General features: G+C 70.2%; 16 protein-coding genes and 2 pseudogenes. 9 read left to right on the top strand and 9 right to left on the bottom strand.

Features of this window, described 5'->3' with window-relative positions:
- Window positions 1-77 precede the first annotated feature (77 nt).
- Window positions 78-455, bottom strand: a pseudogene (locus OG462_RS07480) (hypothetical protein); the annotation flags it as partial.
- Between the two features lies 1 nt (window position 456).
- Here OG462_RS07480 and OG462_RS07485 point away from each other — a divergent pair.
- Window positions 457-525: pseudogene (locus OG462_RS07485) on the top strand (dihydrofolate reductase); the annotation flags it as partial.
- Between the two features lie 80 nt (window positions 526-605).
- Window positions 606-1,664, top strand: coding sequence for a phosphotransferase (locus OG462_RS07490; RefSeq protein ID WP_406055676.1), 1,059 nt, complete (start codon window positions 606-608; stop codon window positions 1,662-1,664).
- Window positions 1,665-1,801: 137 nt separating this feature from the next.
- On the opposite strand, the gene OG462_RS07495 is transcribed toward OG462_RS07490, so the two are convergent.
- The 4 genes from OG462_RS07495 to OG462_RS07510 form a co-directional block, all read right to left on the bottom strand.
- Window positions 1,802-2,737, bottom strand: coding sequence for a GNAT family N-acetyltransferase (locus tag OG462_RS07495; RefSeq protein WP_406055678.1), 936 nt, complete (start codon window positions 2,735-2,737; stop codon window positions 1,802-1,804).
- Window positions 2,738-2,852: 115 nt separating this feature from the next.
- A complete protein-coding gene (locus OG462_RS07500) occupies window positions 2,853-3,200 on the bottom strand; it encodes a YciI family protein (RefSeq protein ID WP_406055680.1) in 348 nt (115 codons plus the stop codon).
- Window positions 3,197-4,132: a virginiamycin B lyase gene (locus OG462_RS07505; RefSeq protein WP_406055682.1), complete on the bottom strand. Its 936-nt coding sequence runs from the start codon at window positions 4,130-4,132 to the stop codon at window positions 3,197-3,199. The genes OG462_RS07500 and OG462_RS07505 overlap by 4 nt, the downstream gene beginning before the upstream one ends.
- The gene (locus OG462_RS07510) at window positions 4,129-4,806 is read right to left on the bottom strand and encodes a CatB-related O-acetyltransferase (protein ID WP_406055684.1); all 678 of its coding nucleotides are present in this window, start codon (window positions 4,804-4,806) and stop codon (window positions 4,129-4,131) included. Before OG462_RS07510 ends, OG462_RS07505 begins: the two co-directional genes overlap by 4 nt.
- A gap of 293 nt (window positions 4,807-5,099) precedes the next feature.
- On the opposite strand from OG462_RS07510, the gene OG462_RS07515 reads away from it, so the two are divergent.
- Complete coding sequence (locus OG462_RS07515) at window positions 5,100-5,993, top strand: LysR family transcriptional regulator (RefSeq protein ID WP_406055686.1); 894 nt, start codon at window positions 5,100-5,102, stop codon at window positions 5,991-5,993.
- Between the two features lie 86 nt (window positions 5,994-6,079).
- Here the strand turns inward: OG462_RS07515 and OG462_RS07520 are convergent, their stop codons facing one another.
- The 3 genes from OG462_RS07520 to OG462_RS07530 all read right to left on the bottom strand — a co-directional run bounded on the left by OG462_RS07520 (window position 6,080) and on the right by OG462_RS07530 (window position 9,182).
- A complete protein-coding gene (locus tag OG462_RS07520) occupies window positions 6,080-6,961 on the bottom strand; it encodes a LysR substrate-binding domain-containing protein (protein WP_406055688.1) in 882 nt (293 codons plus the stop codon).
- Window positions 6,962-7,214: 253 nt separating this feature from the next.
- Complete coding sequence (locus OG462_RS07525; protein WP_406066410.1) at window positions 7,215-7,901, bottom strand: response regulator; 687 nt, start codon at window positions 7,899-7,901, stop codon at window positions 7,215-7,217.
- Window positions 7,902-7,946: 45 nt separating this feature from the next.
- Window positions 7,947-9,182 carry a sensor histidine kinase gene (locus OG462_RS07530; protein ID WP_406055690.1) on the bottom strand — a complete coding sequence of 412 codons (1,236 nt, stop codon included), beginning with the start codon at window positions 9,180-9,182 and terminating at the stop codon, window positions 7,947-7,949.
- A 352-nt stretch (window positions 9,183-9,534) separates the two neighbouring features.
- On the opposite strand from OG462_RS07530, the gene OG462_RS07535 reads away from it, so the two are divergent.
- Both OG462_RS07535 and OG462_RS07540 read left to right on the top strand, forming a co-directional pair.
- Window positions 9,535-11,685, top strand: coding sequence for an MMPL family transporter (locus OG462_RS07535; protein ID WP_406055692.1), 2,151 nt, complete (start codon window positions 9,535-9,537; stop codon window positions 11,683-11,685).
- 371 nt (window positions 11,686-12,056) lie between these two features.
- Window positions 12,057-13,418 (top strand): erythromycin esterase family protein, encoded by a 1,362-nt coding sequence (locus OG462_RS07540; protein ID WP_406055694.1) that lies wholly within the window; start codon window positions 12,057-12,059, stop codon window positions 13,416-13,418.
- 471 nt (window positions 13,419-13,889) lie between these two features.
- On the opposite strand, the gene OG462_RS07545 is transcribed toward OG462_RS07540, so the two are convergent.
- The gene (locus tag OG462_RS07545) at window positions 13,890-14,456 is read right to left on the bottom strand and encodes a TetR/AcrR family transcriptional regulator (protein ID WP_406055696.1); all 567 of its coding nucleotides are present in this window, start codon (window positions 14,454-14,456) and stop codon (window positions 13,890-13,892) included.
- Between the two features lie 152 nt (window positions 14,457-14,608).
- On the opposite strand from OG462_RS07545, the gene OG462_RS07550 reads away from it, so the two are divergent.
- The 4 genes from OG462_RS07550 to OG462_RS07565 all read left to right on the top strand — a co-directional run bounded on the left by OG462_RS07550 (window position 14,609) and on the right by OG462_RS07565 (window position 19,949).
- Window positions 14,609-16,078, top strand: a complete 1,470-nt coding sequence (locus tag OG462_RS07550; protein WP_406066412.1) for an MFS transporter — start codon at window positions 14,609-14,611, stop codon at window positions 16,076-16,078.
- Between the two features lie 423 nt (window positions 16,079-16,501).
- The gene (locus OG462_RS07555; RefSeq protein WP_406055698.1) at window positions 16,502-17,461 is read left to right on the top strand and encodes an SDR family oxidoreductase; all 960 of its coding nucleotides are present in this window, start codon (window positions 16,502-16,504) and stop codon (window positions 17,459-17,461) included.
- Window positions 17,458-18,450 carry a 3-oxoacyl-ACP synthase III family protein gene (locus OG462_RS07560; protein WP_406055700.1) on the top strand — a complete coding sequence of 331 codons (993 nt, stop codon included), beginning with the start codon at window positions 17,458-17,460 and terminating at the stop codon, window positions 18,448-18,450. Before OG462_RS07555 ends, OG462_RS07560 begins: the two co-directional genes overlap by 4 nt.
- 692 nt (window positions 18,451-19,142) lie before the next feature.
- Window positions 19,143-19,949 carry a hypothetical protein gene (locus OG462_RS07565; RefSeq protein ID WP_406066928.1) on the top strand — a complete coding sequence of 269 codons (807 nt, stop codon included), beginning with the start codon at window positions 19,143-19,145 and terminating at the stop codon, window positions 19,947-19,949.
- Window positions 19,950-20,138: the final 189 nt, after the last annotated feature.

Genomic DNA, 20,138 nt, shown 5'->3' on the forward strand with positions numbered 1-20,138 from the left:
GGCGCCCCGAAAGGCTTGCCTGGGTCACGAACAACGAGGCCCCGGCAACCAGCGCCCCCATGAAGGCCTTTTCAAGGTCATGCGGACGCCTGCCGGTCGGACAGGGCATGCGCCAGGAGGAACTCGGTCGCCCCCGCGATGGCCTCGGCGTACGTGCCGTGAACGGCCTCGGACTCCTCGGCCTGCTCGTCCGCGGCAGTGGCGACGTACCACCAGGCATCGGCATCCGGATCGTGGTGAACCACGGCGGAGCCGCCCGCATATCGGAGCGGGATGGACTCGCCGGCGGGCCTCTTGACCACCGCGTGGGGCCACTTGAGACGGGCGGACTGTCGCTTGATGCCACCCCAGGCCGCACCGAGCTGGGCATAGCTCGCCCCGCTGCGGCCGGCGACAGTGGCGGCGCTCTCCGCCAGCCGGTCGACGGACTGCTTGGCTTCGTACAGCGCCCGCAGAGTCGTGACGAGTTCGCCGCCGGAGTCGGTGCGGCTCGCCGATCTCGACTGGACGTTCGTCACCACCGGATGGGGAGGCCGGCTGGGGCGGACTTCGGCGGGGCCAGGGCGCTCGCTCGCGCGTGCGAGGCTACGGCTACGCTCGTCGGCATGCTGAACCGTGTTCCGTTCAATGAGGCGCTCCTCTCCACCGTGGGCACCCCCAAGCAGGCCAAACTCCTGGACAGCAGTCCGCGGTCACGCGTGTGGCGGGTGCAACTGACCGACGGGCGGCTGGTGATCGTCAAGCAGATCACCGACGACGGGGACGCGGGCGCCGACGCGAACACGCGCTTCGCGCGGGAGGTCGCAGGGCTGCGCCTGGCGGGGCGGGCCTCCGGGCCCGCCGTGGCCCCCGCGGTGCTCGCCACGGACCCGCCCTCGCGGGTGATGGTCCTCGAGCACGTGGACGACCTCGGCAAGACGGACGACTGGATGCCGGGGTACGCCGAGTCGCTCGCTCGGCTGCACGCCCTGACCGGGCCCGCCGACGCGGGCGCACTACCGGTCTGGTCGGGGCCCACGGCCACCGACGCGGAGTCGTTCCTCACGCTGGCCAGGGCGCTCGACGTACCCGTACCGTCCACGGTTCCCGATGAACTCGCCGGTCTCCTGGAGCGGTTGGACCCCACCCCGCACCATGCGCTGCTGCACGGCGACCCCTGCCCCGGCAATGACCTGCGCACCGCCGACGGCGTCCGCTTCGTCGACCTCGAGCGGGCCTCGCTCGGCAACGGCCTGATCGAACTCGCCTACTTCCGCATCGGCTTCCCCACCTGCTGGTGTGCCATGTCGGTCACCGGGGCCCCGCTCACGGAGGTCGAGGACGTCTACCGGACCACCTGGCGCGGCCTCACCGGGCAGGACGTGCCGGGTGACCTCGCCGACGCGTGCGCAGCGTGGCTGATCCAGGGCGACGCGCTCGTCGAGCGGGCCCACCGCGGGACGGTCGACCAGCTCGCCCGGGTGCCCGCCGAGGACTTCGAGTGGGGTAACGCCTCCGCCCGTGAGCGGCTCGTCCACCGCCTGGGCGTGGTCGCCGACATGACCCGCGACCACGATCACCTGCACGCCGTCGGCCGTCTCAGCTCCGACCTGGCCGACCGCCTGCTCGTCAGCTGGCCGAAGCTGCGTCCGCTGCCCACGCAGGACGCCCGCCCCTGGTTCTGACGACCTCGGGTTCCTCCCTCGACCACCGTCTTGCCGAACCGGCAATGCGTTGGCATGGATGGGCGCGATGGGCGACGGTGGGCCCGTGACCGACGGCATCGCAGCGCAATCCCTCGCAACAGACGTGGCCGGTGGGGTCAGTCCCAAACCAGGTTGAGGGAGCGTTCGAAGTTGACGTATCCGGCGCGGGCGAAGGACTTCGCCATGGGGACGTTGCCGAGGTCCGTCGATGCCCTGATCCGGTCGACTCCCTCGGCGGCCAGGATGCGGGTGCCCTCGGCGAGGATCTCGTCGATGTAGCCGTTGCCGCGGTGTGCGGGCAGGACACCGATGTACGCGATGATCGGGTGGTAGCTGTTGCGAGCCGGGATCACGAAGCCCACCGGACCGCCACCGTCGGGGAGTTCGGCGATGCGCCACCACTCGTGCGGGCTCTTGAACCCGGCGAACTCTCCGTCGTAGTGCCGTTCCGCCGCCTCGCGCGGGCTCAGTCCGGATGCCAGATGCGCTCGGCCGTGGGCGTCGAGGGTGCCCTCCATGACCGGGGTCATCAGGGCGAGGAGGTCCTCACGGTCGGCCACCGGGCGGAAGACGAGACGCCCCTTGGACTCCGGGAGCAGGGACGACGGGGTCCACTGCAGCCGCAGCCGCTCGACCAGCAGCCGTGCGCCGGTGCTCTCCAGCAGGCGCGTGCGGGATTCGACCACCTCGCGGGCTGCGGGGTCCTCGTGCCAGTCGGGCGGGACGAAGCGGCCGAACTCCGGCAGCTTCACGCCCGCCGGGAAGACGGTTGCCGTCGCCGTCCTGAGCAGCCGCAGGCCGATCTCGTCGCGGTCGGCCCGGGGCAGCGTGTCGTCGACGTCGAAGAAGTCGAACTGCAGCGGGACGTCACCGCCCGGGGTCGTCCACCAGGCGAGCCGGGCGAGGAGACGGTCGCCGTCCAGGGCCACCCATGACCACTCCGGGCGGCGACAGCCGCCGGCGAAGTCGTCGGTCAGTTCGTGGTCGAGGACGTAGGAGAGCCGGCAGAAGAGATCGATCTCCTCGGGGCCGGTCAGAGGTCGGTAGCTCACCGATGTCAGTGTCAAGTCAACTCCTGTGAAGGGGTACAGCACTCCGGACCTGGGATGTCATGCTGGTCAGGCACGTCGGGTGTCCGAGCAGAAGGCGTCGCGGGCCGCATGCGGCTCAGGCCGATTCGAGGATCGGGCGGATTTCGAGCGCCTCCGGGGTGGGGAAGCCACGGGCCAGCTCGATGGCCTCGGCGTGGTCGGCAACTTCCAGCACGAACCAGCCTCCGAGGGTCTCCTCGCCGCTGTGCACGGGCCCCTCGGTCACCGCTGCGGACCCGTCCGCCGTCTTGCGCACGGTGACGGGGCCCTGATGCTCGGTGTCGAGGGCGTCGCCGCCCGCCAGCTTGCCCGCTGCCGCGAGCTCGCCGATCCAGGTCTCGTACGCCTTCCGGTAGGCGTCGCGGTCGGCCCGGATCCGGGCGCGTGACGCATGCGTCTCGAAGATCACGAGGGCGTATTTCATGAGGCGTTCCTCTGTTCGGTGTGCTTGGTGGTGATGGTGGTTGTGGTGGTGGTCGGTTTGATGCGGGCCAGTGCGCCTGTCTCCAGGGCCGTCCACAGGGCGCCTTCCGGCCCCACCGTGATCCCGTGCGGCTCGGAGGCCGGGGTGGGCAGTTCGTGGACGGCGACCGTGCCGCCGGAGGTGACCGAGCCGACGCGGTTGCCGCCCCACTCGGTGAACCACGCCGTGCCGCCGGCGTCGGTGGTGACGGCGTGCGGCCGGGCCGAGCGGTCGGGCAGCGGGTACTCGGTGATCCGACCGCCGGGTGCCATCCGGCCGATCTGACCGGCCGCGATCTCGGTGAACCAGACGCTTCCGTCCGGGCCCACGGCGATACCCACCGGCGCGGCCGCCTCGGTGGGCAGCTCGTGCACTGTGATGTGGCCGTTCATGCCGATGCGGCCGATGGCGTTGGCCTGGTTCATCGTGAACCACATCGCGTCCCCGGCCGCGGCGATGGCAGAGGGGAACGCTCCGGTACGTGGCAGCGGGTACTCCGTGGCCGTTCCGTCGGTGGTGAGGCGGCCGATGCGGTCGGCGGCGGTCTCGGTGAACCACAAAGCGCCGTCCGGCCCTGCGGCGATGCCGAAAGGCCCGCACTCCGCGGTCGGCAGCGTGAACTCGGTCACCCGGCCGGCCGTCGTGATCCGCCCGATCCGGTGCGCCCGGTACTCCGTGAACCACAGGGCGCCGTCCGGGCCGTTACAGATGACCGTCGGGCCGCTGTCCGGGGAGAGTCGGTGACTGGTCGGTTCCTGCCCGGGGACCAGCCGGCCGATGCTGCCGCTGTGCACCATGGTGAACCACAGGGCGCCGTCCGGGCCGGTCGTGATCGAGTACGGGCCGCTGTCGCGACCGGACACCGTGTACTCCTCGATGGCCGGGGGCGTCACTGCTGCTCCAGACCCTCGGTGGCGGCGATGCGCTCGATGTCCTGCGGGGATCCGGCCATGATGGTGCGGGCGTGCGTGGTCACCAGCTCGACGGGCCAGTCCCACCAGGCAGCCCGTGTGAGCCGTTCGATGTCGCTGTCGTCGAAGCGCTGTCTGATCGTCCGGGCCGGGTTCCCGCCCACGACGGTGTACGGCGGCACGTCGGCGGTGACCACCGCTCCGGCCGCGATCACCGCACCGTCGCCGATCCGAACCCCCGGCAGCACGGTGGCTCCGTATCCGAACCACACGTCGTTGCCGACCACCGTGTCCCCGCGGCTGGGCATACTGGTGACGAGGTCGAGGGTCTGCTCGGTCCACTTCCCGCCGAACATGGTGAAGGGGAAGGTGGACACCCCCATCGACGGGTGGTCCGCGCCCGCCATCAGGAACCGGGTGCCCGTGGCGATCGCACAGTACTTGCCGATGATCAGCCGTTCCGGACCGTAGGCGTACAGCACGTTGCGCCGCACGAAGTCGGTCGCCCCGTCGGGGTCGTCGTAGTAGGTGAAGTCACCCACCACGACGTTCGTCCCGGCGACCAGAGGCTTGAGGAAGACGACCCGCTCGTGGGCAGGCAGTGGATGGATGACGGCAGGGTCAGGCGCCTGGGCGGCGCTCGGGTCAGATGTCACGCGGGAATCTCTCCGTGGGAGTTCGTGCTCGGCGGGCGGAGCCCGGGCGGCGAGGCCCTGTGACCGATGTGGTACGCGCCTTCCGCGCCCGGTCCTGGCCTTTCGGGTCGTCGGCCGAATCGAGCGGGCCGGTCCTGCAACCTCATGCCGGCTCATGTCACCTGCGGGAGGCGGCCTCCCGGCCCGGTACCCAGCATGCGTACCGGGCAGCCCGGGAACAACGGCTGATCTTGATATGGTCGTTAACCCAGAGATTTACGAATCCGGGGGACCCGGATGGAACCGGGGACAGGATGGAACTGCGGGACATAGAGATCTTCCTGACGCTCGCGGAGGAGCTTCACTTCGGCCGCAGCGCCGAACGCCTGCATGTCTCCCCGGCCCGCGTCAGCCAGGCGATCAAGAAACAGGAACGTCTCATCGGCGCCCAGCTCTTCGAGCGAACCAGCCGCCAGGTCCGGATGACCCCCATCGGAGAGGTGCTGCTCCAGCGGCTGAAGCCGGCATACGAGGGCATCCAGGAAGCCATGGCGGAGGCGGCCGCCCTCGCCCGCAACTCGGCCGGGACGCTGACGTTGGGGGTCATGGGCGCGCAGATGCACGACATGAGGCCGGTACTGGACCGATTCCGGGCCCGGTACCCGTCCGCCGAACTCCGGTTCCGGGAAGTGTTCTTCAGCGATCCGTTCGGAGCCTTGCGGGCGGGCGAGGTCGACGCGGTGACCACCTGGCTGCCGGTCCGCGAGCCGGACCTGACCGTCGGAGTGGTGCTGCGCGAGGAACCTCTCCACCTGATGGTGGCCGCGGATCACCCGCTCGCCCGGCAGAAGTCGGTGAGCATGGAGGTCCTCGGCGACCACGTCGTGCCGCGCCTGAGCGGTTCCCTTCCCGCCTACTGGGAGGGTGCCGTCCTGCCGGCCCGTACTCCGGCCGGACGCCCCGTCCGCCGCGGCCCGGCCGTCGCCACCTTCTACGAGATCCTTGCCCTCGTCGCGGCAGGCGACGCGATCTGCACGGTCCCCGACGAGGGGCGGCGCTACAACGCGCAGACGGACGTCGTCTACCTGCCCCTCCACGATGCCCCACCCGTCCAGTGGGCCCTGATCTGGCGCACGGACCGCGCGACCCCACTCGTACGCGCGCTCGCCGAGGCGGCGACGGGCTGCGGGGACGCAACTGGGCGGTAGAGACGCGACACTTCGGCGCCGGCCGTCGGCGTCGTTGTCCCCAGCGCCGGTTTGAACTGTGTGCAGTCCGCTCGTGCGACCTGAGGTCACATGGCCATCGGACCGAGGTCTTCAACGACCTTGGCCAAGGCGCGAATCTGTGCGGTCTCGCTGCTCGTGTGCCAGCTCAAGGCCCAACGGCTGAGCGGGGCATCGTGGATGGGGATGTAGGCGATGTCAGGCCGCCCGTAGTAGCGCAGCGCGTGCGCGTGCACGGGGCACACCGCTTCCCCGCTGGCGACGATGGCGAGTAGTTGTGTGCCGTCGACTGCAGTCGGCCCTTTGGGGATCGGCCCGCTGGAGGTGTGGGCGGGGATCAGCGCCTCTCGCCAGTAGTCGGGCGCGGCGCCGGTCAGGACGGTCTCGTCAGCGAGGTCCTCGTAGGAGATGGAGTCTCGCTTCGCCAGGGGGTGGGCGGAGGACACGCACAACACGACGGATTCGGTGTAGGCGACCGGGCTCACCGTGAGGTCGGGTTCCCGGACAGGGAGCCAGGCGAGCAGTACGTCGATCGTGCCGTGGCGCAGTGCGGTGAAAGGGTCGTTGTATCCCACGGCGCGGATCTGCACCATGCAGGCGGGGTGGCGGGACGAGAATTCGTCGAGGACGGGCCTCAGGTCCTCGACGTTACTGGACGTCATGCCCAGGCGCAGCACCTCGGTCTTACCCTTCGCGGCCAGCGCGGCCCGCTCCAGACTCCGCTGAAGACCGCGGTGCACCGGGAGCAGGTCGTCGTGCAACTGCTGACCGAGCGGGGTAAGGCTGACGTGATGGCTTGTGCGGGCGAAGAGCGCGCCGCCGATCTGCCTTTCCTGCTTCTTGATGGCCTGGCCGACTCGCGCCGGGGTGACGTGCAGCCGTTCGGCGGTCCGGCCGAAGTGCAGCTCCTCGGCGAGCATCAGGAAGATCTCGATGTCTCTGATCTCCACGCGGGCCCTTCATCTGTCTTGTTAACCGTCAGGTTAACGCGCCTTACGGGAAGGGTCGTTGCCGGGAGCACCGACACCGACCGAGCCCGAACCCACGCTTGCGCTGACGGCAGGCAGGCGGGCCCGTCATGAAGTCCGGTGCCGGATCGCGGTGCGGACTGGCTCCGGCACCGGACCGAGCGCCGTCGACTCTGGCCTGAGTCGGGTCAACAGATGACACGGCAGGACGTCGTCCCGGCCCGAAGGGCTCGGTTCAGTCCGGGTCCGCGGCCCGTAGGGCTGCCACCAGGCCCGACTCGTAGGCCGCAATCACCGCCTGCGCCCGGTCACGGACGCCGAGTTTGTCAAAGATGCTGGTGATGTAGTTCTTGACGGTGGAGACACTGATCTCCATGGTGCGTGCGATCTGGTTGTTGTCCAGGCCGGTAGCCACCAGGCGCCAGACCTCCACTTCGCGCGGGGTGAGACCGGGGGTGTTCTCTGCGGCGGGCCGCCGACGGTTCGGGGGCGCAACCTGCTCGTTCCTGACATAGGCGGAGATCAGCCGGGTCAGCAGACGGGGAGCGACGGCGGCCTCGCCCGCACGGACGGTGCGGATCGCGGCCACGAGGTCCTCGGGCGAGCTGTCCTTGGGCAGGAAACCGTATGCGCCGGCGCGCAGTGCGGCGACCACGTACTCGTCCATGTCGAAGGTGCTGAGGGCGAGCACCCGGCACTCGGGAAGGTCACGAGCCAGTCGTTCGGTGGCGGCCACCCCGTCGAGGACGGGCATCCGGATGTCCATCACCACGACGTCGGGACGGTGCTCACGGGCGAGCACAAGAGCCTGCTCGCCATTTTCGGCCTCGGCAACCACGGTGATGGCCGGAGAGGGGCCGAGGATCAGGGCCAGCCCGCGCCGCACAAGCGGCTGGTCGTCCGCGATCAGTACCCGGATCATCCGCTCGCCCGCGGCCTCGTTTTCGGCGTCTGTCCCGCTCACCGGTCAGTCCTCCTCGTCCTCGCCCGTCGAAGCTTCCAGCGGCAGGCTGGCCACGACCCGGAAGCCGACCTCGGACACCGGACCGGCCTCCAGCACGCCGCCGTGCAGGGCGACCCGTTCACGCATGCCGACCAGACCGTATCCAGCACCACGCCTGATGCCGGGGGCCGAAGGAAACTCTGCCGCGTCCATCGCGCCTTGGTCGGTGACGGACACACGGACGCGCTCGGGTAGACATGTGAGGCGGACCTTCACCGGGACGTCGGGCCCTGCATGCTTGCGGGCATTGGTCAGTGCCTCCTGGACGACCCGGTAGAGAGTGAGACCGACCACCGGCGGCAGTCGTCCGGGCTCGCCATCCACGGTCAGCTCGGTGGGCTGTCCGGCCTGCCGAGATTCCTCGATCAGGAGGTCGAGGTCGGCCAGGCCAGGCTGCGGCGCCTCCGGGGTGCCATGCCGGTCGGTCGCCGTGTCCTCGTCGGTCCGCAGGACGTCGAGGAGCTGCCGCATCTCGCGCAGGGCCAGCCGCCCCGACTCCTCCAAGGTGACCAGGGCGTCGCGGGCGACACCGGGGTCTTGGTCGAGGTTGGCGCGGGCGCCGCCCGCCATCAGCTGCATGATGGTGATGCGGTGGGCGACGATGTCATGCAGCTCCCTGGCGATGCGGCGGCGTTCCTCGGCAAGCGCCCGGTCGGCGAGGAGCCGGCGGTTGGCCTCCGTCTCCTGGTGCCACCGATCGACCGCGAGGCCGGTGGCGGCAACGAGGCAGGCGGCGAGGCAGGCGCTGGTCACGTTCAGGAACCCGTGCGGGGCGGCGAGGTCCGGGGTGAGCAGGGTGACGCCGGTCGCCCCGATCGTCAGGGCGGCCGTCGCCCACGGACGGCCCGTCCGGGCAGCCGAGTAGAGGGCGACCGCGAGGGTGGCGCCGAAGTGATGGCTGATGGACGTCGTCAGGTTCAGCAGCGCAACGAGCACCAGGCTGACGGTCATGACGGTGAGCGGGAAGCGGCGCCTCATGAGCAGCGGCAGCGCGGACACCGTCAGGAGCAGGATGCCGACACTCGACATGGGCACGCCTGCGACCTGTGAGAACGCGGTATATCCGACGAGGTCCACGACGGCCGCACCGACGGTCAGCAGGGCGTCGTTGCGGGTCCAAGGCGACGTGTCGGCGTCCGGCGGGAAGAGACGCCCGCGCAGTTCCTGGCGCGACGGCACAGCGCTGCGACGCGTCGCCATTCGTTGGTCCCTTCTTGGCTGTTCTCCGCCGTGATGCCGGGCGGCCCGCCCGGCATCGATACCTGGCTTGTGCCATTGTCCCTGCGTGCCGCAGCGCCGGCTCCGCCCCTGGGCCGAGATCGGACCAGGACCAGGGTCCCGGTCCGGTGGACGGCCAGGTCCAGGGCCCCGTACGCCTTCTCGTCCCCCACTCCGACGATCTGCGCGAACTCCGGTGATGTGCTGGAAGGGAACTGTCCGAGAAGGCTTTCGAACCGGAGTCCCTGTGATTCGCACCCTGGCCGGATTCTCCACGAGAAATCCATGGAAAGTCATCACCCTCTGGGTGCTGCTGGGAATAGGACTGGCCGTAGTGGGTCAGGCGCTGATGTACCGGGTCACCGAGAGCCAGCTCGGTGACTTCCTGCCGGAGAAGTACGACTCGGCGGCGGCACTGAAGGTCGCCGAGGACAAGTTCGGGATCAAGCCGGATGCCGATGCGGTGACCATGCTGGTGAAGCGGTCCGACGGAAAGCCGCTCGGCGCGGCCGACCAGCAGCGTGCGGAGGCAGCGGCAGCGGCGCTCGGCAGGCAGCGGGTGACCATGCCGAAGTCCGAGGACGCCCCCGACTTCCTGGCGAAGGACTACTCCCAGACGCCGAAGGTGACGCCCGGCGCGGTCGCACCCCACCGTGCTTTCGTTCTCTTTTCTGTCGGCCTTTCCGGTAATTCGACCGACCCAGGCCTGCAGAATGTATTCAAGGAATTCCGGAATAGCGCTTCCGGCAGCTACGCGCAGTACGGACTGCGCACCGGATTCGCCGGCGGTCTGGCCGACCTCGTCGACAGCCACGAGGCGGAGAAGACCACGAGCACAGTGGCCGGGGCACTGACCATCGGCCTGATCGTGCTGCTGAACATACTGGTGTTCCGCAGTGCCCTGGCGGCTCTCCTGCCACTCCTGGCCGTCAGCCTCGTCGGCGGGGCCGCCGCGGGTACGGTGGTCGGCACGGCGCTGCTCACCGGGATCAAACTGGATCCGAGCACACCGCAGCTGATCAGCGTGGTGCTGCTCGGCATCGGGATCGACTACTTCCTGTTCCTGCTGTTCCGCTTCCGTGAGCGGCTGCGCGCGCAGCCGCAGCGCGGCGCCCGCGAGATCGCGGGTGAGGTGACGGGGCGGGTGGGCTCCGCGATCACCTCGGCGGCGCTCACGATCGTCGCCGCCTTCGCCACCCTCGGTGTCGCCAGCTTCGGGCAGTTCCGGGTGCTCGGCCCGGCCGTCGCGATCTCCGTGATGGTGATGCTGCTGGCCGGCCTGACCTTCATGCCCGCCCTGCTGGCGGTCACCGGACGCAGGATGTTCTGGCCCTCCCAAGCCCTGAAGCGCGCACCGCGCGAGGGTTCGGCCGGACGCTTCGGCGACACCGTCGCCCGGCGACCGCTCGCCGTCACGGTCGGCGCGATCGTTCTGCTGGGTGCGCTGGCCGCCGGGACGGCCGGCATGAAGATGGACTACAGCACCGGCAGCGGCGGCACTGGCACACCGGCCGCGGCCACCGCCGCGGAGATCTCCCGCGCCCTGCCCGCGGGGGTGTCCGACCCCACCGAGGTGTACGTCATCAGCGGCGACGGCGGCGCCCTCGACCGGCAGGGCGTCGACGTCCTGGTCAAGGCGCTCGGCCGCACGCAGGGCGTGGGCCAGGTGACTCCGGTCGTCTACGACAAGGTGGGCGACGCCGCCCGGATCGGCCTCTACCTGACCGCCGACCCACAGAGCCAGAAGGCACGCGACCTGGTGTCCGGGCCGGTGCGGGCGACCGTCGCCCAGCACACACCCGCGGGCGCCGAGGCACACGTCGGCGGCACGGCGGCGATCTTCGCGGACATCTCCACCGCCGTCTCCGGGGACCTGGAGCTGGTCTTTCCCATGGCCGCCGCGCTCATCGCGCTGATCCTGCTCGTCCTGCTTCGCAGCGTCCTGGCACCGGTGGTGCTCATGGTCTCCGTCGGGCTCGGCTTCGCCGCCACGCTCGGCGCCTCCGCCCTGGTGTTCCAGCATGTGCGCGGCGAAGCGGGCGTCAACTTCACCCTGCCGCTGGTGCTCTTCCTGTTCGTGGTCGCCCTGGGCACGGACTACAACATCCTGATGAGCGACCGCATCAGGGAGGAGATGGAGCGCCCGGGCCCGGCCCGGGCGGCGGTGGCCCGCGCCGTACGGCATACGGCACCGGCCATCGCCACCGCCGGGCTGGTGCTGGCCGGTTCCTTCGGCAGCCTCGCGGTGAACCCCGCCCCGTCCACCCAGCAGATCGGCTTCGCGACGGCCCTCGGCATCCTGCTGTCGGCGTCCGTTCTGTCCGTGGCGCTGATCCCGGCGCTCGCCGCCCTGCTCGGCCGCTCCCTGTGGTGGCCCGTCCGGCCACGCCGATCCGACAGACAGCCCTCGCCGTACGAGCCCGGGCGGCGGGCCGGCGAGCCGGGTCCCGCTGCGGTCCCGTACGACCGCGTCAGCACGAACTGAACGCCGCGCCGCCGCCTTCGTACTCCCGCACGACCACCACCGTGAAGAAGGCGCGAGCGAGCACCGCGAGCGTGGCTGCCGGCACAAGCCGCCACCACCGTCGGCGATCACCCCGGCTTCGGCGGTGAATGCCGCATCCCCCCGGGCCGGCGCTGCCCCGCGTGTGTGGGTCGCGGCCTCGGCAGTGAACGCCCGACTTCTCCACCTCCGCCCGATCAAACGCTCGGACGGCACAAGCGGCACCAGGTCTCGTCCACCTTCTGGGGCCGGCCCCCGGAAGAGTCCGGCGGCTGCCCTCAGCGCGCGGCAACGGGACCCCGGGCCTTCATTTCTCAAAACCCGAACGCACGTTGATCGAAAGGTACAAGCAGATGACCACTCACAAGAAGCGGATCAGCCGCCCGCGGCTCCTCGTGGCGGCGGCGATCGCGGCAGGGGCGGTCCTTGCTCCCGTGGCGGTCAAGGCGGCCACCGTCGACACGGTCCCCACGGCCAGGGGGAAGCAGGACCCCGTACACGTACTGGAACGGGCTGCTCATCCGCTGCGTGCGACCGAGCCGGGTGGAAGCACGGCCGACCTGCGAGCCCTGTCCGCGATGATCGGCGACGCCAAGGTGGTCGGCCTCGGCGAGGCCACCCACGGCTCCCACGAGTTCTTCACCATGAAGGAGCGGGTCTTCCGCCACCTGGTGGAAAAGCAGGGCTTCACCACCTTCGCCCTGGAGCTGAGCTGGTCCGCGGGGCTCCAGATCGACGACTACCTCCAGACCGGCAAGGGCGACGCCCGTGAGATCGCCGCACAGACGCTGGCCAACTCTCCTTGGGAACGCGAAGAATTCGTGAGTCTCATCGAGTGGATGCGCGACTACAACCGCAACCACCCCGACCGTCCCGTGCACTTCATGGGCGACGACATCGGCGCCCCCTCGTTGAATGACGCGTTCTTCGAACGAGTGACCGGCCATGTGAAGAGGAACCACCCCGAGGCGCTGCCGCGACTCAATGAGCTCTACACCGGCCTGCGGCCCATCGACGACGCCTTCGCCTATCTGGCCAAGCCGCTCGCGGAGCGGCAGCAGCTCGCCGCCAAGGCGCAGCAGGCCCTAGAACTGGTCAGCAGCCACAAGGGCTCCGGCGGAGACGCTTTCGACTGGGCCGAGCAGAACGCCCGCTCAATCGCCCAGACCGCCAAGTTCTTCACCTTGAACCCTGCCGACCGGGAGTCCCTGAACAGCCTTCAGCGCTTCCGCGACGAGGTGATGGCCCAGAACGTCACGTGGTGGCAGAAGCACACCGGCGACAAGATCCTGATGTCGGCGCAGAACAACCACGTCGGCTACGTCTCCGACAACCCCGAGCTGTACTCCAAGACGCAGGGGTCGTTCCTGCGCGACACCATGGGCAGGAACTACCTGCCCATCGGCTTCACCTTCAACCAGGGCTCGTTCCTGTCGAAGGACGCCGCCCTCGGCGGCGAGTGGAAGAAGTTCACCGTGGGCGCCGCCGAGCCCGGCAGGAATGAGCACACCCTCGACCAGGTCCGTTACCGGGACTTCTACCTCGACGTCCGCAAGGCCCCGGCCGCCGCGCGCGCCTGGCTGAACGTCGCCCGGCCCACGCTCAACATCGGCACGCAGTTCCCCGAGAAGCCCCGCGACATCGCGATCGTCAGGTCCTTCGACATTCTCATCCACCTCCACGAAATCCGGGAGGCCGAAAAGATGAAGCCGTGACGACCGCGCCGCCCCGCCTGGACGAGCCGCGAGAAGATGCTGGTCAACGGCTCACCGTCCACAGCCCGCAACGCTGTCATCCGCCTACGCGGAACCGACCCCGCCCGCTGGGGGGGCCGTCACGAACACCCCTCCCCCAGCCCGGCCGGCCTGTGCGTGGGACGACCTCCGCAGCCCCATCGCCGCAGCGCGCCCGAAGGCCGGTTCGAAGGCCGCCGCACCGTAGCGGGAGAGACCGGCACCGGCCCGGCGGGCGCTGACACGCCCGCCCGACGCCTACGACCCGCACCTGGACGTCGACTTCGCCCCGATCTGCAGCGACGGCACGCCGACCGACGGATTCAGCCAGGCCGCATGAGCCGGCCATGGGCCGGGTGCCGAGCGGGCCGGGCGGGCCGGGCGCGTGTCGGCGAGCACCTCACTGTGCCGTGGCACCGCGTCCGAGGGCTGATCGCGGGAACCGGGTTGAGGTCACAGCAATCGGTCGACCAGCCCGTCGATGTAGTCCGGGGTGAGCGGGCCCATGCCGAACAAGACGCGGATATACATCGGGGCCAGGACGTGGTCCAGCACGCCGAACGCGTCGGGTGCCTGCTCGCCACGGTCGCGGGCCCGGTCGAGCATGGACTGCAGTTGCCGCATGCGTTCGGCGCGGAGGTCGTCACCAGCCTGCAGGCCCTGCTGGCCGTTGCCCGACAGGGCAACGGCCAGGCGCACCACCGCCAGACCGTCGGGTCCGGTGATCTCGCGCGCCACGTTGGCCGCGTAAGTGCGCAAGTCGCCGGCCAGGCTCCCGGTGTCAGGCATCGGCGACTGCGCATTGAGGCGGGTGAGCGCCACGTCGGTGAGCAGGGTTTCCAGGCTGCCCCACCGGCGGTAGATGCTGCTGTCGGCCACACCCGCGCGGGCTGCGACCTCGCCGACGGTGAAGTTGCCGTAGCCGCGCTCGCTGATCAGGTCGGTGACGGCCTGGTGCACCTCCGCGCCGACGCGGGCGCTACGCCCGCCGGGCCGCCGGGCTCGCTGTCGCTCGTTCATGCCCCCCACCTTAACGCAGTAAGGACTTGCGTTTATGGGGCGAGCCTCCCTATGGTCACCTAACGCAGCCACTGACTGCTTTAGAACGCTCAGGTGTATCGCCTCCCGCGTCCACCGTGGCCGGGCTCAACTACCGATCGAGGGGGATCCCCATGGCTCCATCGCATGCGACCGCAGGCAGTCGATCAAACCGGGCCGTGCTGCTCGCGGTGACCTGTCTAGGCCAATTCATGGTCCTGCTCGACAACACGATTGTCGGAGCGGCGCTGCCCGATATGCAGCACCGGCTGCACACTCAGTTGACCGGTCTGCAGTGGATCGTCGACGCGTACGTACTGCTGGTCGCCATGCTGCTGCTGCCCGGCGGTGTCTTCGCCGACCGGTTCGGCCGCAAGCGGGTGTACCTGACCGGCGTGGCGGTATTCACCGCCGCGTCGCTGCTGTGCAGTCTCGCGCCCTCGGCCGGATGGCTGGTCGCCGGCCGGGTGCTGCAGGGCATCGGGGCCGCGGCGCTGAGCCCCGCCTCGCTCGCCCTGCTCGCCGCCGCCTGTCCCGCGCCGCAGGAACGAATCAAGGCGATCGGGCTGTGGGCCGGATTCAGCGGAATCGGTCTGGCCGCAGGCCCCGTGGCCGGCGGAGTGCTGACAGAGGCCTTCGGCTGGCCCGCCATCTTCCTGGTCAATCTGCCCATCGGCGTGATCCTGCTGCTGGTCGGCCTGCGCCATCTCGGCGAGTCCCGCAATCCGAGCGCCCCCGCGATCGACATCCCGGGCACGGTGCTGTCCGTTCTGGCGGTGGGGGCACTGACCTACGGGCTGATCGAGGGTGGCGCCCACGGCTGGACCTCACCGGCCATCCTGGGAAGCTTCACCGCCGCGGCGATCCTCCTCGCCGCCTTCGTCGCCGTCGAAGCGCGTCGCTCCGCACCGATGCTGCCGCTGCGGCTGTTCCGGCAGCGCCTGTTCACCGTGTCCAACACCGCCATGGTCGTGGTGGGGTTCGCGCTCATGGGCTCGTCGTTCTTCTTCTCCCAGTTCTTCGTCTACGTCCAGGGCAGCTCGATCCTGCGCGCCGGCCTGCAGACCCTGCCGGTATCCCTCGCCATGGTGGTCGTCAGCCCGTACGCGGGCCGGCTCGCCGCCCGGTACGGCTTCCGAATCGTGGTCACCACCGGCCTCGCCCTGGCCGGCCTGGGACTGCTGGCGCTCGGCATGGTGCACGCCGACACCGGCTACGGGAACGTGTGGTGGCGGCTGGGACTCGCCGGCATCGGCTTCGCCCTGACCATGTCCCCACTGACAGGCGCCGCCATCCAAGCAGTCAGCCCGCAGGAAGGCGGCCTCGCCTCAGGCATCAGCAGCACCACCCGGCAGATCGGCGCGGTACTCGGCGTGGCGGTACTCGGAGCCATCGTCCGCACCCGGCAATCCGGCGGCGCCTCCTTCGAGACCGGCATCACCAGCGCCTTCCTCGCTGCCGGCACCGTCACCTTGGCCACCGCCGTGTTCACCGGCCTGTGGCTGGCGAGGTCCAAACCCGCGAAAGGCTCCGCGGCCCCGCAACGTTCCACCGATCCGGATGCGGTCACCACCTCGAACGAGGCATCCGTGAACAGCCGTTGACCTGCGCATCCACGAAGCCCACCCTCGCGAGACCGCTGGACCGTGTCTGCGTACGAGACACCCGTCTCCGACCGCACATGACACCTCAGCACGACCGGCGCCACCCCGGCGCCCGTGCTCCAGACCCTGCTGCATCACCTGGCCGAGGGCGACGGCTGGGACACAGCCGTCGGCGGTCCGGTCGACGAGAAGACCGTCACCACGGCCACCAGGCCCCCTGACCCCCACCCTGTCCCGGGCAAGTGGCATCGATCGAGCCGGAGATGAATGACCTCCGCCGGCCGCACGGCCGCGGCGTACATGCAGCCGAGGAACGCCTCCAGGTGTACGTGGTGCACAACTTCGGCGATGGAGGGTCGTTCACAAAGAGCGGCCGGTCGGCCGCGGTACCGGCAGTTTGGGCTGGGGGGTGTGGCCGTGGGTATGCCGCCAAGCAGGCGCAGCGTGTTGGTGACGGGGGCAACGGGCGGGATCGGCCGGGTGACGGTGCTCCGTCTCGCGGGCGCGGGATGGGACGTGATCGCCGGGGTCCGTGACCCGGAGAAGGCCCGGGGGCTGGAGGCGGACGCGGCCGCCCGCGGCCTGTCACTGCGCACGGTGGTCCTTGATGTGGCATGTGAGGATTCCTGCCGACGGGCGCTGGCCGAGGCGCGGGAGATGACTGATGGCGGTCCGTGGGCGCTGGTGAACAACGCCGGTATTCCGCAGGCGGGACCCGTCGCCGACGTCGATGACGAGCGGGCCAGGCGGCTGCTCGAAGTGAACCTGCTCGGTCCGGCCCGGCTGTGCCGGCTCGTCCTGCCGGGTATGGCCGAGCGAGGCAGCGGGCGGATCGTGAACATCTCCTCCGGACTGGGCCGTGTGCCCTGGCCGATGGGTGCCTGGTACAGCGCGGGCAAACACGCCTTGTCCGCCCTCACCCACTGTCGGCGCGTGGAGGCCGCACACCTGGGCGTACGGGTCTGCCTGGTGGAGCCCGGGGCGTTCGCCACACCCATGCTGGGGCGTGCCCTCGCAGACCTCGACTCCGTCCGCGGGCTGCACGGCGCCGGTTACGACTCCACCGTACGGCTGTTCACCGGCGTCGACCGCCGGGTGCCGACACCCGAGCCCGTGGCCCGAACGGTCGAGTTGTGCCTGACGGCCCGCCGCCCGCGGCCCCGCTATGTCGTGGGGCGCGAGGCCCGTCTCCTGGTTCCACTCCATATCCTGCTGCCGCTGTCCTGGACCGATCGGATCAAGCACACCCTCACAGGGCTGCCCCGCAGGCCCGTTGCGGCCGCCGACACAACCGGGCTCGCGCAGACGCCCGGCCCGTCGACCGCACCGGTCCCGCAACCGAGCCGGCGTGCCCGCTCCGGGCAAGGGGAGGAGCAGGCGTGAACACCTACAGCCGCATCACCCACGTCGCCGTCCACCTGCCCGCCCGTAGGCAGAGCTCCGCGGAGATCGAACACCTCCTGCGCCGCAGCAGCCCGTCACTCAAGCTGCCCGAAGGCCTCATGCGGCGCACCTTCGGTCTGCACGAACGCACCGTCGCCGACCCCGGCGACCTGCCCTCGGACCTCGCCGCCCGCGCCGCCACACGTGTGCTTGACGCAACCCGCCTGCATCCGGCCGACATCGACCTGCTGCTCTTCGCGGCGGTCAGCGCAGACGTCCGCGAACCCGCCAACGCCCACATCGTGGCGGCCAAGACGGGCCTGTCGTGCCCCGCCTTCGACGTCGGCAACGCCTGCAACGGCGTGATCAACGCCCTCCAGGTCGCCGACGCCCTGATCCGCACCGGTCAGCACCGCCGCGTCCTGATCGCCTGCGGGGAATCCCTCACTCGCCTGTCCCGCTGGGAACTGACCCGTGAGCAACTCCGTACAGGACTGACGTCCCTGACCGGAGCCGATCTCGGCGTCGCCCTGCTCGTTGAGGTCTCCCCCGAACCGGGCATCACCGGGTCGGTCTTCATGGCCAACTCCGCCGGCTGGCAGGCCGCCACCCTCTACGATCCCCACCACGCCCCCGACAGCCCCCAGGGCTTGCACGTGGACTCCGACGCTCTGCTCGGCTCCTTCCTCGGCCTGGACGATCAGGCAGCCCAGTGGCTCAAGGATCAGGACGTCGACCTACAGGCCGTCGACCTCGTCTGCCTCCACCAGCCGTCCACACCCTTCGTGCACACCTTCTGTCGCCGCATGGGCATCGACCCCGCCCAGGTCATCCTCACCTTTCCGCACACGGGGAACGCCGCCGCCGCGACCCTGCCGCTCCAGCTCGCCCAGGCCGCTCACCGGGGCCGTCTGGCCCGCGGCCAGACGGTCGTCCTCTTCGGCATGGCCAGCGGAGCCAGCGCCGCGGTGATGCTGCTGCGCTGGTGAAGGACGTCGTGGGTTGGCGTCGGGCAGCACGGGGCGGTGCACCTCGATCAGCCGCGCCCCTGCACCTCGCGCGTGCCTTGCCGCCGACACCCGTTCGACGCAGCGTAGTCAGCACCAAGTCAGCACGGGAGAGGTGGGAAGGAGTGCCGGCATGGGGCTTCAGTCAGCACGAAACCAGCACGGGAGTCAGCACCGAACCACCAAAACGTGCCCGACCAACACAACCCGGGCAGCCTCTCTCCAGGCCCTTCGAAAGCCTTCGGCAGGGTCACAACGGCAGGCCATGGAGGCCGGGTGCACACGAGCGGCCTGAACTATGGTGTCCCACCACATACGCCGCTGACCTGCGACTTCCTACGGTGTGGCGACACGGAAACGTCCCCGCACATGCCTGGAAGTGGTGCACATGGCCGCCGCAACGCCCTCCCCGACCCCACCCGGTTCCCTCAAGCGCATCGTCGCCGCCAGCCTGATCGGCACCACCATCGAGTGGTACGACAACTCATCCGATCAGGGCTAGGACCTGCGCCTTTCTCGTCTTCAACCCCCCGAATTCGGCACCGAACCAGCACGGGAGAATTGCCGTGCTGACCGCGGGTGCGAAGCAACCTCTCCCCCGCCGAGCTCGCCGAGGACGAGCTGTACGCGGCGGTACGGGCGGCCGACGACGGCACAGAGGTGCTGCGCACCGGGTGGGGGTCACCCACCCGGACATCAAGCCCGCCAACATCCTGCTCGAAGGGGACCGGGTCGTCCTTACCGACTTCGGGATCGCCGCGCTCGAGGGCCCCGAGCGCGGTCCTGGCGCCGTCGTGACGGAGGAGCCGGCCCCGGCGGTGCGGGCGGGGGCGCTCGGTCCTGTACTCGACGGACTGCTGCACAAGGATCCCGCCGCGCGCCTGCCCATGGAGCAGCTGCAGGCCCAGCTGGACGGAACCGCCATCGCGGCGCCGGCTCGCGACGTAGCGAAACCCGTTGTGCCCCGAACCCCCACGACCCCGGCGCGAAGCCCCACCGTGCAGCGGCCGGCGGCGCGGCCCACCGCAGGGCCGGGGCCCGCACCGCGCCGGCGTTTCTCACCATGGGCCAAGCTGGGCAGGACAATACTGGTGATCGGGCCGGCCTTGAGTGCCGCGGAGATCCTTGACCAGCGGGCCGGCGACGACAGCACGTACGAGGCCAACCGGAGTGTGGCCGAGAACCGGGGCACCCCGTCAGGCTTCGCCCGAACATCCGTGGCCCGCACCTCGGGCGCTCTGGCGCGGGTGACGTACGGGAAGGCTGCCCCACCCGGCGCCGAGTGCAGTGAACGACCCCGGGAGATCCACCACTGGTGCGCGGCGATGCCGGGTGTGAAGCAGACCGCGGAGATGCCGGGCTGCCTGATCGAGGTCATCCCGAAGCCGTTGTACACCGACCCGATGCCCCAGCGCGCCCGCGTCCGCGTGACGGACGGCCGGTTCATCGTCGAAGTCGACGTAGGCCGCCCCTCGCCCTAGCTGGTGCCCACCCCGTGAGGTGACGTGTCGGTGTCGAGGTTCGAGAAGCTTGCTCCGCGGCTACCCGCGACTGCAGGCCGTCCAGGCCCGTCCCGCTGCCTGAGCCCACTGTCGGTACCGGCGCAGTTCGGCAACGCCCTGCTGGGCGCGCTCGGCCTGACGCGCGGGGGCCCGGCCGTCCGGCCCGGG

Origin of the sequence: Streptomyces sp. NBC_01077 (genome assembly GCF_045162855.1) — a bacterium.
Classification (GTDB): Bacteria; Actinomycetota; Actinomycetes; order Streptomycetales; family Streptomycetaceae; genus Streptomyces.